This window comes from Novosphingobium fluoreni, assembly GCF_014196615.1.
GTDB lineage: Bacteria > Pseudomonadota > Alphaproteobacteria > Sphingomonadales > Sphingomonadaceae > Novosphingobium > Novosphingobium fluoreni.
In genome coordinates this window covers 517,084-531,188 of the sequence record NZ_JACIDY010000001.1, presented here as the reverse complement: position 1 = coordinate 531,188, position 14,105 = coordinate 517,084, and the positions used below count along the sequence as shown (strand labels likewise).

The 14,105-nt window shown below is 64.7% G+C and carries 14 protein-coding genes and 1 tRNA gene; 12 read left to right on the top strand and 3 right to left on the bottom strand.

What is annotated here, in order from left to right; translation table 11 throughout:
* Positions 1-58: 58 nt before the first annotated feature.
* Positions 59-1,525, bottom strand: coding sequence for a tyrosine-type recombinase/integrase (locus GGR39_RS02610; protein WP_343055755.1), 1,467 nt, complete (start codon positions 1,523-1,525; stop codon positions 59-61).
* 88 nt (positions 1,526-1,613) lie between these two features.
* A tRNA-Gly gene (locus tag GGR39_RS02605) sits at positions 1,614-1,687 on the bottom strand.
* A 335-nt stretch (positions 1,688-2,022) separates the two neighbouring features.
* Between GGR39_RS02605 and GGR39_RS02600 the strand changes: the two genes are divergently transcribed.
* The 11 genes from GGR39_RS02600 (at position 2,023) to GGR39_RS02550 (ending at position 13,063) form a co-directional block, all read left to right on the top strand.
* Positions 2,023-3,492, top strand: a complete 1,470-nt coding sequence (locus GGR39_RS02600) for a DEAD/DEAH box helicase (RefSeq protein ID WP_058735551.1) — start codon at positions 2,023-2,025, stop codon at positions 3,490-3,492.
* Between the two features lie 78 nt (positions 3,493-3,570).
* A complete protein-coding gene (locus tag GGR39_RS02595) occupies positions 3,571-4,305 on the top strand; it encodes a sterol desaturase family protein (RefSeq protein ID WP_183615734.1) in 735 nt (244 codons plus the stop codon).
* Complete coding sequence (locus GGR39_RS02590; protein WP_242867010.1) at positions 4,272-4,718, top strand: DUF2141 domain-containing protein; 447 nt, start codon at positions 4,272-4,274, stop codon at positions 4,716-4,718. The genes GGR39_RS02595 and GGR39_RS02590 overlap by 34 nt, the downstream gene beginning before the upstream one ends.
* A 37-nt stretch (positions 4,719-4,755) precedes the next feature.
* Entirely contained in the window at positions 4,756-6,036 is a 1,281-nt protein-coding gene (locus GGR39_RS02585; protein WP_193753217.1) for an MFS transporter, read from the top strand.
* 82 nt (positions 6,037-6,118) lie between these two features.
* Complete coding sequence (locus GGR39_RS02580) at positions 6,119-6,967, top strand: PAS domain-containing protein (RefSeq protein WP_183615733.1); 849 nt, start codon at positions 6,119-6,121, stop codon at positions 6,965-6,967.
* Positions 6,968-7,062: 95 nt separating this feature from the next.
* Positions 7,063-8,436, top strand: coding sequence for a M48 family metalloprotease (locus GGR39_RS02575; RefSeq protein WP_425490577.1), 1,374 nt, complete (start codon positions 7,063-7,065; stop codon positions 8,434-8,436).
* A gap of 9 nt (positions 8,437-8,445) precedes the next feature.
* A complete protein-coding gene (locus GGR39_RS02570; RefSeq protein WP_246388193.1) occupies positions 8,446-9,189 on the top strand; it encodes a DsbA family protein in 744 nt (247 codons plus the stop codon).
* Positions 9,190-9,264: 75 nt separating this feature from the next.
* Positions 9,265-10,428 carry a sensor histidine kinase gene (locus tag GGR39_RS02565; protein WP_183615731.1) on the top strand — a complete coding sequence of 388 codons (1,164 nt, stop codon included), beginning with the start codon at positions 9,265-9,267 and terminating at the stop codon, positions 10,426-10,428.
* A gap of 97 nt (positions 10,429-10,525) precedes the next feature.
* Positions 10,526-11,323 carry a LytR/AlgR family response regulator transcription factor gene (locus GGR39_RS02560; RefSeq protein ID WP_058735557.1) on the top strand — a complete coding sequence of 266 codons (798 nt, stop codon included), beginning with the start codon at positions 10,526-10,528 and terminating at the stop codon, positions 11,321-11,323.
* A 193-nt stretch (positions 11,324-11,516) separates the two neighbouring features.
* Complete coding sequence (gene nadC, locus GGR39_RS02555) at positions 11,517-12,377, top strand: carboxylating nicotinate-nucleotide diphosphorylase (RefSeq protein WP_183615730.1); 861 nt, start codon at positions 11,517-11,519, stop codon at positions 12,375-12,377.
* Positions 12,374-13,063, top strand: coding sequence for a ribonuclease T2 family protein (locus GGR39_RS02550; RefSeq protein WP_183615729.1), 690 nt, complete (start codon positions 12,374-12,376; stop codon positions 13,061-13,063). The genes nadC and GGR39_RS02550 overlap by 4 nt, the downstream gene beginning before the upstream one ends.
* A gap of 140 nt (positions 13,064-13,203) precedes the next feature.
* Here GGR39_RS02550 and GGR39_RS02545 read toward each other — a convergent pair whose 3' ends face one another.
* A complete protein-coding gene (locus GGR39_RS02545; protein ID WP_246388192.1) occupies positions 13,204-13,662 on the bottom strand; it encodes a nucleoside deaminase in 459 nt (152 codons plus the stop codon).
* Between the two features lie 115 nt (positions 13,663-13,777).
* On the opposite strand from GGR39_RS02545, the gene rpmB reads away from it, so the two are divergent.
* Positions 13,778-14,062, top strand: a complete 285-nt coding sequence (gene rpmB, locus GGR39_RS02540) for a 50S ribosomal protein L28 (protein ID WP_183615727.1) — start codon at positions 13,778-13,780, stop codon at positions 14,060-14,062.
* Positions 14,063-14,105 lie beyond the last annotated feature (43 nt).

Genomic DNA, 14,105 nt, shown 5'->3' with positions numbered 1-14,105 from the left:
GCATCTCGACTGCATCGCGCTGTCCTTGCTAAGCTCGTCAGCGGCGGTACAGCTGGTGCTAGCGGTCGTTCGCGACGCTGCAGCGAAATGGCTCATGCCGCGTATTTCCGCTCTCGCGCCAGTCCACACGAAGGCTCGCGTCATCTCCATTCCATGCTGTCGAAGCGCCGCTAACGACCGATGACGCCGTGCTTCGACCCAGTTGCGTTTGCTTGAACTCCGGTCGGAGCACTTTGGCACCTTCGCGAAGCTGGTCGAGGTAGTCAGACCAGTGCTGCATCATACGCACCCGCTCCTCCCAGTACTGGCCGCGCGTATAGGCCCTGCGCACCGCATTTGCCTCCACATGGGCTAGCTGACGCTCGATCGCATCCGCATTCCACAATCCCATCTCGTTCAGAAGCGTGGCCGCCATCGCGCGAAAGCCATGAGCTGTCATGTCCTCCTTGCCGTAGCCCATGCGGCGTAGGGACGCGTTGATCGTGTTGTCGGACATTGGGCGCTTGCGAGCCCGAAGCGACGGGAACAGATAAGGGCTGTAGTCCGCGTCGTGCTCGATCTGCCTGATAAGCGCTATGGCCTGTCGCGACAGTGGAATGGCATGAGGACGGCGCATCTTCATCTTGTGCTCGGGAATGGTCCAGACAGCTCGGGCCAGATCGAACTCCTTCCACTCGGCGTGGCGCAACTCGCCGGGTCGCACGAAGACGTGCGGCAGAAAACGTAGGGCGATCTTCGTCAGCTCACCGCCCTCGTACTCGTCGATGCAGCGCAGCAAGGCACCAACTTCGGCAGGCGTCGTAATGGCGGCGCGATGCTTGACTTTGGGCGTCACGAGAGCTCCGCGCAGATCGGCACAGATATCTCGTTCGGCGCGGGCGGTAGCGATCGCAAAGCGGAAGACCTGGCTGCATGTCGCCCGCACGCTGGTGGCCGTGTAGAATTTCTTGGTCTGTTCGATTTTTTTGAGAGCGATCAGTAACTCGTATGGCGTGATCTGAGAGATCGGCCGCCTACCGAGCGATGGCATGACGAGCCCCAACTGCCACTTGTACTTCTGGATGGAAGCCGGTGTACGCTCTTCCAGTCTGACCTTCTCGAGCCAGTCATCGGACACATCTTTGAAGCTGTTCGACGCGGCAACGGCATCAGCAATTTTGTTCAGCTTGGCCTGATCAACAGGGTCGATGCCGTCAGCGAGTAAACGCCGTGCGTCGAGCAATCTCTGTCGTGCATCTGCGAGCAGCAGTTCGGGGTAGCGTCCAAACGTGATCGTTCGCTGCTGCTGATGAAAGCGATAGTTCATCCGCCAGTAGCGCGCTCCACTCGGCTTCACCAAAAGATACAGGCCATCCCTATCGGAGAGTTTGTAGGGCCTCTCCTTCGGCTTGGCGCGAGCGACAGATACGGCGGTGAGCCCCGATTTACCTCCAGGTCGTGCCATAATTGATGGACCTTTTGCAGCTTGAAGAGCACCGCAGGTCCATCGAATGTTCCATATACGTACTGAGATCGCGTGGAACATGTCCGGAACTGCCCGGACAGTATACCAGCTGAAACCCGCAGAAAACAGCCGTTTATGAGCCGTTTTCGGATCCCCTGAGACATGGCGGTGGAGCGGGTAGCGGGAATCGAACCCGCATAGCCAGCTTGGAAGGCTGGTGCTTTACCACTAAGCTATACCCGCGCGCGCTTGGCACGACGTGGGTGGCGATTGCCATGCAGGGGCGGGGCGCGTCAAGCTCTGGTTGGGCGGCGTTGGGGGACGATGTGCTCCATTGGTAATTTTCTTGCCTTGTTGGGCAACATCCCCTATGTGCCCGGCGAGCAATCGGCGCGCAGGCCTTTCATGGCCGGCCCGCAATCCGCGAGCAGCGTGAGATCCCGGCGCAAACAGGCCGACGATCCGCTTCGGATGAGCGGTTGCCTTAGCCAGCTTCCTTTTCACGCAGGGTCGCATCAACGAACCCTTGCGATGCGCGCCATTCCTGTGCGTGCCTTGCGATATCGCGAAAGTATTTCATGTCCTATTTTTCCGACCTCGGCCTGGCCGAGCCTATTCTCCGTGCGCTCGAAACCAAGGGCTATGCGGACCCGACGCCGATTCAGCGCCAGGCGATCCCGGCCCTGATGGAAGGCCGCGACCTGCTGGGCATCGCCCAGACCGGCACCGGCAAGACCGCCGCGTTCTCGCTGCCGTCGCTCCACCGCCTAGCGGCAGATGCCAAGCCGCGCCAGAACGCCGGCTGCCGCATGCTGATCCTCAGCCCCACGCGTGAGCTGGCGGCGCAGATCGCCGAGAACATGCGCGGCTATGCCAAGTATCTGGCGCTCAACGTGCAATGCGTGTTCGGCGGCGTTCCCGTGGGCAAGCAGGCCCGCGCGCTGGAGCGGGGCACCGATGTCCTCGTCGCCACGCCCGGTCGCCTGCTCGACCTGATCGACCAGCGCGCGCTTACGCTGCGTCATGTCGAGATCTTCGTGCTCGACGAAGCCGACCAGATGATGGACCTGGGCTTCATCCACGCCCTGAAGCGCGTGGCGGCGATGCTGCCCAAGGACCGCCAGAGCCTGTTCTTCTCTGCCACCATGCCACAGGCGATCGCTGACCTCGGCCGCCAGTTCATCAACAACCCGGTGAAGGTGGAAGTCGCCCCGCAGTCGACCACGGCGGAGCGCGTCGAGCAGTTCGGCATCCACATCAACCAGGCGGAAAAGCAGGCGCTGCTGACCATCAACCTGCGCGATGGCCTGGCGAAGGACGAGGACGGCCAGAGCAAGATCGACCGTGCGCTGGTGTTCAGCCGCACCAAGCACGGTGCCGACCGCATCGTGCGCCACCTGATGACCGCGGGCATTCCAGCGGCCGCGATCCACGGCAACAAGAGCCAGGCGCAGCGCACGGCGGCGCTCGGCGGCTTCCGTCAGGGCACCGTGCGGGTGCTGGTCGCAACCGACATCGCCGCGCGCGGTATCGATGTGTCGGGCGTCAGCCACGTCTACAACTTCGAGCTGCCCAACGTGGCCGAGCAGTATGTCCACCGCATCGGCCGCACCGCGCGCAACGGCGCGGATGGCATCGCCATCAGCTACGTCGCGCCGGACGAGAAGCCCTACCTGCGCGACATCGAGAAGCTGACCCGCGTCAAGCTGATGCCGCTGCCGCTGCCTGAGGACTTCCAGCGCCAGGCCGCGCGTCTGCCCGCGCCTTCGCGCAAGACGACGGAGTCCGAGCAGCGCAATCCCCATGCTCGTGGTGGCCAGGGTGGTCGCTCGGGTGGTGGTCGCTCCGGCGATCGCCAGGGTGCGCCGCGCCGTGATCGTCCGCAAGGTGAGCGTCCCGCCGGTGGCCGCGACGATCGGCCTCGCACCGCAGGTGGTGATCGTCCCCAGGGCGATCGTCCGCAGGGTGACGGCCAGAAGCGCAGCTTCCGCCCTCGCGGTCCCAAGACCGTTGGCGCGCACAAGAACGGCGTTCGTCGCGCCAGCTGAGGTTCGTGACGGTCCAACGCGGCAGCCGGGGCCAAATCGCCCTGGCTCCACAAGCCACGCGCAGGCATAAGGCCGGCCATGTCGGATAGCCTCATCTCCGCGATCCTCGCAGCGGCACTCTCCGCGATCGCCATGACGGTGATCGTGGGGGGACGCTACGTGATCACCAGCGGGCTGTTCGCCTGGATCACCTCTCGCGTGCGTCCCGGCCTTTACCATGGCATGGGGCCGCAGATCGGGCGGGAATTGCGTTGGTCGCTGCTATCGGCCGCAATCTACGGCATCCCGGCGGGCATCGTTGCCTGGGGCTGGCAACAGCGTGGCTGGACGCGAATCTACACCGACGTCGACGCCTATCCGCTATGGTGGCTGCCCGCCTCCCTGCTGGTCTATCTGTTCCTGCACGACACGTGGTTCTACTGGACGCATCGCTGGATGCACCGGCCCAAGGTATTCGCGGCGGCCCATGCGGTGCATCACGCCAGTCGCCCGCCAACGGCCTGGGCGGCGATGAGCTTTCATCCGCTGGAGGCGCTGACCGGCGCGATCGTGGTGCCGGCGCTGGTCTTCCTGGTGCCGATCCACGTCGCCGTGCTGGGCGCGGTCTTGCTCGTCATGACGATAATGGGCATAACCAACCACATGGGGTGGGAAATGTTCCCGCGTTGGCTTGTTCATTCACCGTTGGGAGCCTGGCTGATAACCGCCAGCCATCATCAGCGCCATCACGAGCAGTATAAATGCAACTACGGCCTATACTTCCGGTTCTGGGATCACTTGTGCGCGACCGATCGCGGACTGTCGGCACCCTGATCGTCGCGGCGGCGCTGCCGGCACTGACCGGGGCCAGCCTGCCCACGCCCGATGTCAGCGCCGTCATCACCGGCCTGCGTTCCCACAACGGCCAGCTGATGGCCTGCCTCACCGCCCGGCCGGACACGTTTCCCAATTGCCAGAACGACCCTGAGGCGCGGCGCCTGATCGTGCCTGCCACGTCTCCCACCCTGGACTTTGGCCGCGTGCTGACCGGCCGCTACGCGATCGCCGTGATCCACGATGAGAATTCGAACGGCAAGCTGGACAAACGGCTCATGATCCCGCGCGAAGGATTCGGCTTTTCACAGGACGCGCCGGTGGTGATGGGGCCGCCCAAATTCTCCAGCGCCGCCTTCCCGGTGGGCAGCGTGGGTGAGCGTCTCTCGATAAAAATGCGTTACATGTTCTGATCTTGTCGAGAGAGGACGCGCACCCTACTCCGGTCTGGTGGCGGATGCGGACCCCTCTCTGACCAGCAAGGTCTTGGAACCCAGCGGGCATCCGCGCCCTGGCACCGGCACCTTTTCTCCCTTCCGCTACCCCGTGTTCCGGGCCATCTGGATCGCCAACTTGTTCTCCAACGTCGGCGCGACGATGCAGTCGATCGCGGCGGCCTGGATGATGACGGAACTGACCACGTCGCATCAGCTGGTTGCGCTGGTGCAGTCCTCGGCTACCGTGCCGATCCTGCTGCTGGGCGTGTTTGCCGGTGCGATCGCAGACAATTACGATCGGCGGCAAGTGATGCTGGCGGCGCAGATCGGCATGCTGGTAGTATCCAGCGCGCTGGCAGCGATGACCTATGCCGGGTGGATCAACCCGGTGCTGCTGCTGGCGTTCACGCTCTCCGTGGGTATCGGCACAGCGCTGAATTCACCCGCATGGCAAGCCTCGGTTCGCCAGCAGGTGGACCCTTCGCAATTGCCGCAGGCGATCGCGCTCAATTCGATCTCGTTCAATATCGCCCGCAGCGTCGGCCCGGCGGTCGGCGGTGTGCTGCTGTCGATCTGGGGGCCGCCCTTCGCGTTCCTGATCAACGCGGTGAGCTATATCGGCCTTATCGGCGTGCTGCTGTGGTGGCGGCCCGCACCGCGCCAGATCGATCGGCGGCCGATCATTCCGGCGGTGCGCGCGGGGCTGAGCTATTGCATTGGATCGCAGCCGCTGCGCCGCATCCTGACGCGCGGCCTGGCGCTGGGCATCGGCCTTTCCGCGTATCAGGCGCTGCTGCCCACGATCGTGAGCGACCAGTTGCATGGTAACGAGACGCAATTCGGGCTGCTGCTGGGCCTGTTCGGCATCGGCTCGATCGCGGCTGCGCCCTTTGTAGGCCCCTTGCGCCGCAAGCTGCACCTGGAGGGGATCCTGGCGGTCGGCTCCCTGCTGTTCGTCTGCGTGATGTCGCTGCTGGCCGAGGTGCATGAGGTTTGGCTCGCGCTGCCCGCGGCGTTTGGCGCAGGGGTGGGTTGGGTGATGATCCTGACTAGCCTGAACACGGCGGTGCAGATGCGCTCTCCCGATGCGATCCTGGGCCGGTGCCTGTCGATCTATCAGGCCGTCACCTTCGGCGGCATGGCGATCGGCTCGTGGGCCTGGGGTGCGCTGGCCGATTGGCGGGGCCTGCCCTTCACGCTGCACTCGGGCTCGGTCTTCCTGATCGTCTCGTTCCTGGTGTTGCGGGTGACAGCGCCTTTGCCCAAGCCCGGAGAGGGCGTCGTCAAAACCTGACCGCGCGCAAATGCGCACCTTTACCGATTGTTCACCATGTCCCTGCAGAACGCGTTGTCCGATCAGGACGTAGGATAACGGCATGGATAGCTTGCGGGGCCAGTGGACGGATCGGAACGGCGACGAATCGCTGGACGAAGATGACGCGGCGGATGAATTGCCGCCGGTCGCGATCGGCCAGGCGGAGCGGCGGCTGCAAGTTCGCGCCTACAACTTCTGGGCCTCGCTGCTGGCGGATCGGCGCTTTCCCGCGACGGGCGACCTCAAGCCCGATGCCCTGCCCGAATTCGCGCCCTACGCCGCGCTGCTTGATATTGCCGACAAGGCGGCCGATCCCGGCGTTCTCCATTGCGGCGCGGCCCTGGCAGCCGACTGCAACGGTGAAATCCCCGCTACCTTGAGCGACGCACCGGAGCATTCCCTGCTGTCGCGCCTGGCCGGCCATCATGGCCAGGTCCTGTGCAGCGAAGCCCCGGTCGGGTTCGAGGCGGAATTCGTCAACGGCCAGGGCGCCACCATCCTCTATCGCGGCATTCTCCTGCCCTTCTCGACCGACGACATTACGATCGATCGCGTGCTGTGCGTGATCAACTGGAAGGAAGTGCTGGAGACAAGCAGCGCCGCCGCATTGCAGGACGAGATCGCTTCCCACCTCGATCCTCGGGCTTATCCGGCCGTACGTGCCCATACGCGGCGCTGGACCGATGAGGGCGGCGAAGACACCGGCGATCAGGCGGAAAACCACCGCGCGCTTTACGAACGGCTGCGCTGCGCACCCAGCATTCCGCTGTCGGCGATCTCCACCGATGGCACCGAGTTCACCCTGCTGCTCGCTCGGCGCGATTCGGACCGTGGCATGTCGATCATCGGTGAAGTTTCGGAAGAGCCCCGCGTCATCGCCCGCGCCGCGCGGCGTCTTCTCGCCCACTGAAGCGCCTGCCTGATCGGACGCTCGACGGCTGCGTTCGGGACGGGCATGATCGGGCGGTGACGATATCCCCGCTTCAGCGCCGGTTCACGGCGGCCATGCTTGCGTTCCGGCCCATGCATTTCTCCCGGCTTCCCGCCTATCTCCTCGCCTTCCTGTCGCTGCTGCTGTCCGTTCCGGCAGCGGCGCAATCGATCCTGCGCGATGCCGAGACGGAGGCCCTGTTCCGCGACATGTCGCGCCCGATCATCGCGGCGACCGGGCTGGATCCCAAGAACGTCGATATCGTGCTGGTCAACGATCCCGATGTGAACGCCTTCGTCGCGGGCGGGCAGGCGGTCTACGTCAACTCGGGCCTGATCAACGAGGCGAACTCGGCCAATCAGGTGCAAGGCGTGATCGCGCACGAACTGGGGCACGTCACCGGCGGCCACGCCGTGCTGAACGTGGGCGGCAAGGCGGCGACCAACATCAGCCTGCTTTCGCTGCTGCTGGGCGCGGCGGCGGCGGCGGCCGGCGGGGGCGAAGCGGCGATGGGCGTGCTGATGGCGGGCCAGCAGGCGGCGATGGGCAAGTTCCTGGCCTACAACCGCTCTCAAGAGGCCAGCGCCGATGCCGCCGGCGCCAGCTATCTGTCCAAGGCCGGGATCACCGGCAAGGGCTCGATCGAATTCTTCCAGAAGCTGCAGAGCCTGGAGTTCCGCCACGGCTACCGCCCGGCGGCAGGAGACGAGTTCTACAGCTCGCACCCGATGACGGCGGATCGCATCGCCACGCTGACCGATACCTATCAGGCCGATCCGGCGTGGAACAAGCCCAGCGACCCCCGGATCGAAGAGCGTTTCACCCGCGTGAAGGCCAAGCTCTACGGCTTCCTGGCCGAGCCCAAGGACACGCTGCGCGCCTATCCGCTGACCGACAGTTCGGTGCCCGCCCACTATGCCCGGGCCTATGCCTATCACAAAGATTCGCAGCTCGATCGAGCCACGGCAGAGGCGGATGCCCTGCTGATGACCGCGCCCAATGATCCCTATTTCCTGGAACTGAAAGGCCAGATCCTGCTGGAGGCCGGCAAGCCTGCCGAAGCGCTCGCCTCGCTGCGCCGCGCGGTGGAGCTGACCGGCAATCAGCCGCTGATCGCCACGCTGTTCGGCCACGCCCTGATCGCCACGGAGGACCGGAAAAACTTCGCCGAGGCGCAGCAGGTGCTGAAAGCGGCGGTGGCGCGCGATCGGGAGAACCCGTTCGCCTGGTACCAGCTGGGTGTCATCTACGCCAACCAGGGCGACATTCCGCGCGCCCGGCTCGCCAGCGCCGAGCAGCAGGTGCTGAACGGGCGCATGGCCGAAGCGCTGGCCAGCGCGCGGGCGGCTGAAATGGGCCTGCCCGAGAACTCGCCCGACTGGCTGCGCGCGCAGGATATCGAGTTCCAGGCCCGCGCCGAGATTGAGCGTAGCCGCAAAGGCAAGTAGTCCGCCGCGATGACCACACGAAAGGATTCGCCCTCGGGCAGCGGGCGTATCGCCTTAATCATCGCGCTGATGGCGGTGGCCGGGGTCGGCGGCTGGTTCGCCCATCGCCAACTGGCCCCCGCTTCGGACAAGGCGGCGGTGGAGCGAATCGTGCGCTCCTACATCCTCGAACATCCCGAAATCCTGCCCGAGGCGATGGAGAATCTGCAGCGCAATCAGAACCGCGGGCAATTGGCCGCGGTGCGGGCGCCAGTGAACCAGCCCTTTCCCGGCGCGGTGCTGGGCAATCCGCGCGGCTCTGTCACCCTGGTGGAATTCACCGACTATGCCTGCGGCTTCTGCCGCAAGTCTCTGGGCGATCTGGATGCGCTGGTGAAGGCTAACCCGGACTTGCGCGTGGTGGTGCGCGAACTGCCGATCATCAGCCCGCAAAGCGCGCCTGCCGCCAAGATGGCGCTCGCCGCAGCCGAGCAGGGCAGATACGCGCAATTCCATCAGGCGATGTTCGCCGCCGGCCAGCTTGATTCTGCCGCGATCGACGCAGCGGCACGCGCTTCCGGACTGGACCTTGCCCGGGCCCGGAAGGTGGCCGCCAGCGCGCCCGTGGCGCAGGAGCTGCAACGCAACCTGGCACTGGCGCAGAAGCTGGGCTTTGGCGGCACGCCCAGCTGGGTGGCGGGCGATCAGCTGATCTCCGGCGCGGTCGGCTTCGACAAGCTGGCAGAGGCGGTCAAGGCCGCGCGGCCAAGCTAACGCCGCTGCCCTCTTGTCCCGGCGCTGAACCCAAAGGATTCCCGCGACCGCGCTTTTGCGCTACGAATCGGTACAATGGCCGTCCTACCCATCAAGCCGATCCCGTTTTTCGCCAACAAGAACCAGGCTTTCTGGCGCTTGCAAGCGGTGGGCTGGGCGGGCGCGATGCTGCTGCGCGCGATGTCCGCGATCGCCAACGATCAACCGCTGACCTTCCTGGTGATCGTGCTGATCGGCACGATGACGGGGTTTTCGATCTCGCTGGTGCTGGCCGTGATCTTCCGCGCGCTTATCCCGCAGCGCCCGATCGTCACCTGGGGCGTCACCGTACTGGCGATCCCGATCGCGGTGGGGCTCTACGCCTTCGTCGATGCCTGGGTGATCTGGCTCTACCGTGCAGAGGCGCAGGCAAGCTTCGCCCAGTTGTTCATCGGGTACTTCTATTATGACGCCACGCTGCTGGGGGCCTGGTCCGCGCTGTACTACGCCATCAACTTCTACCTCACCGTGGAAGAGCAGAACGACCAGCTGCTGCGGCTGGAAAACCAGGCCACGCAGGCGCAGCTGGCCATGCTGCGCTATCAGTTGAACCCGCACTTTCTGTTCAATACGCTCAATTCGATCTCGACGCTGGTGCTGCTCAAGCAGACCGAGCCGGCGAACGCGATGCTCAGCCGCCTATCCTCGTTCCTGCGCTACACCCTGATCAACAAGCCTTCCGCCCGCGTCACGGTGGAGCAGGAGGTGGAGACGCTTAAGCTGTACCTGGGCATCGAACTGATGCGCTTCGAAGAGCGGCTGCGCACCACGTTCGATATCGCGCCGGAAACGCAGGAGGGCCTGCTGCCTTCGCTGCTGCTGCAGCCCCTGGTCGAAAACGCGATCAAGTATGCCGTCAGCCAGCAGGAAAGCGGGGCGGAGATCACCATCTCCACGCAACTCATCGGCTCGACGCTTCGCATCGTCGTCTCGGATACGGGCCCGGGCTTGCAAACCTCCACCACCGACAACAGGCTGTCGGGCATGACATATGATGGTGGGGAGCCGGTTTCGACCGGCGTTGGGCTGTCGAACATCCGGGACCGGCTGTTCCAGGCTTATGGCGAAGAACACCGTTTCGAAACGATGGATCCGCCCGAGGGTGGCTTTGCTGTCGTGATCGAACTGCCGTTCGAGCGGGCTGCGTCGGCCAGCACCGGCACGACGGCTCCGCAACTCGCCACCGCCACCGCACGCTGATACACTGCGCCCAAGCACCCTGCCGGAGCGGGTCATCCTTCGTTCAAGCTGAAACCTTGATGGGGACCGCGCGTTCCAGCGCCGGAGATTTCACTGCATGACCATTCGTACCATCCTCGTCGACGACGAGAAGCTCGCGATCCAGGGGCTCCAGCTGCGCCTGGAAAAGTACACCGACGTCGAGATCATCGATACCTGCTCCAACGGGCGCGAGGCTATCCGCAAGATCAAGACGGAAAAGCCCGACCTGGTCTTCCTCGACATCCAGATGCCTGGTTTCGATGGCTTTTCCGTGGTGAAAGGCGTGATGGAGATCGAGCCTCCGCTGTTTGTCTTCGTCACCGCTTACCAGGAACACGCCGTCCGCGCCTTCGAGGCGAACGCGGTGAATTACCTGATGAAGCCGGTCGAGGATGACAAGCTGGCGGACACTCTCGCCCGCGTCCGCACCCGCCTGGCCGAGAAGCGCTCGGCTGAAGAAGCGGAAAAATTAAAGACGGTGCTCGCCGAAGTCGCCCCGGACGCGATCGATGCGATTCCCGAGGAAACCGATCCTAGCTCGGACCGCTACGAAAAGCTGATCAACATCAAGGATCGCGGGCAGATCTTCCGCATCGATGTCGATTCGATCGAACATATCGAAGCTGCTGGCGACTATATGTGCATCCGCACCGCCGACAATTCGCTGATCTTGCGCGAAACGATGAAGGATCTTGAGCGCCGCCTGGATCCCCGCGTGTTCCAGCGCGTGCATCGCTCCACCATCGTCAATCTCAACCAGGTCCGCCAGGTGAAGCCGCACACCAATGGCGAGTGCTTCCTGGTGCTGGATTCGGGCGCACAAGTGAAAGTCAGCCGCAGCTACCGCGACGTGATCGCGCGCTTCGTCCACTAAACGCGCTCAGGCGGCCTGCCCGCGCTGGGCCGACGGGGACAAGCCAAGTCCTCTCAATCTCGTTCATCTCGAGCGAAGCGGGGAATGAGCATTCCTGCCCCCGCAAAACCCTCATCGCCACTTGCGGGAATGACGAGGGCTGGCGCACATCGCCCCTCGACAACCCCCTCCACCCGCGCGAAAGACGGCGGCGATGACAGCCTTCACCCTCCCCGGCTTCGACCTCGACGCCTTCGTTTCCGCCACTCTCGATGAAGACCTCGGCGTCGGCCTACCCGGCGGCGGGCGGGACGTCACGTCCGAGAGTGTGATAGACGCCGACGCGCGGTTTTCCGGCGTGATGGACTCGCGCGATGCGATCACCGTCGCCGGTCTGCCGATCGCCTCCGCGTTCTTCCGCCGCCTCGATCCCGCGATGGCGGTAGAGGTGCTGGTGGAGGAAGGCGCACAAGTGCAACCGGGAACCAAGCTGATGCGGCTGAGCGGGCAGGCCCGCGCCATGCTGACCGCTGAGCGTTCGGCGCTCAACACCGTGCAGCACTTGTCCGGCATCGCCACGATGACCCGCACGTATGTGGATGCGATGGGCGGCCATGCGACGCTGCTGGATACCCGCAAGACCATCCCCGGCCTTCGCCACCTGGAAAAGTACGCCACGCGCCAGGGCGGGGCCAGGAATCACCGCATGGGCCTGTGGGACGCGGCGATGATCAAGGACAACCACGTCCTCGTCGCCGGCGGCGTCGGGCCTGCCGTAGCGCGCGCCAAGGCGGCGGGCGTGGCCCAGGTGATCTGCGAGGTCGATAACCTCGACCAGATCGAACCCGCGCTGGCCGCCGGAGCCGATCATCTGCTGCTCGACAACATGGGCCCAGACACGCTGCGTCAGGCCGTCGCTCTGGTCGCTGGGCGCGTGCCCACCGAAGCGTCTGGCGGCGTCAACCTGCAGACCATCGGCCCGATCGCCGCCACCGGCGTCACCTTCGTTTCTGTAGGCCGTCTCACCCAGAGCGCGCCCGCCGCCGATATCGGACTGGATTTCACGCCGCTATGAAGGCCCTGCTCGCCATAGCGGCACTGCTGCCGGTACCGGCCTTCGCACAAGCCTATCAATGTGCGCCGCCTGCGCGAATCGAGCCGATCCCCCGGATCGAGGCCGACGCGCCGCCGCGCCCTTCCCCCATCAGCGGCTATACGCTGTCTGCCAGTTGGTCTCCCGATTACTGCAAGACCAGCCGCGATACCGCCTCCATGCAATGTTCCGGGCGGGACGGCCGCTTCGGCTTCGTGCTGCACGGCCTTTGGCCCGAATCGCGCGGCCCCTATCCACAGTGGTGCGCCACCCGCTTGGCGCCTACACCCGCGGATGTCCGGCCCCATCTATGCATGACGCCCTCCACCCGCCTGCTGGCGCATGAATGGACCAAGCACGGCAGCTGCATGGCCAAGACGCCCGCGCAGTATTATCGCGCAGCCAATGCGCTGTGGCGCTCTATCCGGTGGTTCGACGCCGATCGCCTTTCGCGCAAACAGGACCTGACGGCGGGAGATTTGCGGCAGGAATTCGTGCGCCTCAATCCCGCGTGGAAGCCAGAGCAAGTTGGCGTGAAGGTCAGCCGCACGGGTTGGCTGCGCGAAGTACAGCTGTGCTACTCGCGCCGCTTCCTGCCCGAGCGCTGCGACCGCGGACATTTCGGCCCGGCTGACGGCGCCAAGCTGAAAATCTGGCGCGGGCTCTAGGGCGTATCGACATTCAGAAGATGACGTGCCGAAAATGGTAGTTTCGCGTGATCCGGAGCACAGCGGACTTTTGGTCCGTGAGCACCGGAAGCGCGCGGAACCGCCATTTGCAGGCCGTCAGGGCTGAATGTCGGTACGCTCTAGCGCCGCTCCTGGAAGAACCGGCGCAGCATGTCCGCCGCCTGCGCCTCCCCCATGCCCGAATAGACTTCTGGGCGGTGCAGGCATTGCGGGTGATCGAATATCCGCGCGCCATGCTCCACCGCGCCGCCCTTGGGATCGGCCGCCGCATAGTACAGCCGCGAAATGCGCGCATGGACGATCGCGCCCGCACACATCGCGCAAGGCTCCAACGTCACCCAAAGCTCGCAGCCATCCAGCCGCTCGTTGCCCAGAGCCAGCGCGGCTGCGCGAATCGCTTCGATCTCGGCATGAGAGGTGGGATCGTGCCGCCCGCGTGGCGCATTGCGGCCCGTGGCGATCACCCGGCCCTGCTTGACGATCACCGCGCCTATCGGCACTTCGCCCGCTGCGGCCGCCTGGCGGGCCTGTTCCAGCGCCAAAGCCATGGGTTCGGGAAGGGGCCAACTGGCGGTCATGGCGATGCGCTAGCGCCTTGAAGGCCTGTGCACAACTTGACCCCGCCGATGTGAATCGCTAAGGGCGCGCCTTCCCGTTTTACACGGCACCGATTTTTTTCGAGCGAGAAGACACATGTCCCGTATTTGCGAACTGACTGGTAAGAGCCGCCAGGTCGGCTGCAACGTCAGCCACGCCAACAACAAGACCAAGCGCGTCTACCTGCCTAACCTGCAGAACGTCACGCTGATGTCGGACGGTCTGGAGCGCAGCTTCAAGTTCCGCGTCTCGACGCATGGCCTGCGCTCGGTTGAGCACAACGGCGGCCTCGACAACTGGCTGCTCAAGGCTGGTGACGAGAAGCTGAGCACGCGCGCCCTCAAGGTGAAGCGCGAGCTTAAGAAGAAGCAGGCCGCCTGATCCGGCTGCCCCGCCACGGCGGGGCGCTGATCGGCGAAGCAAC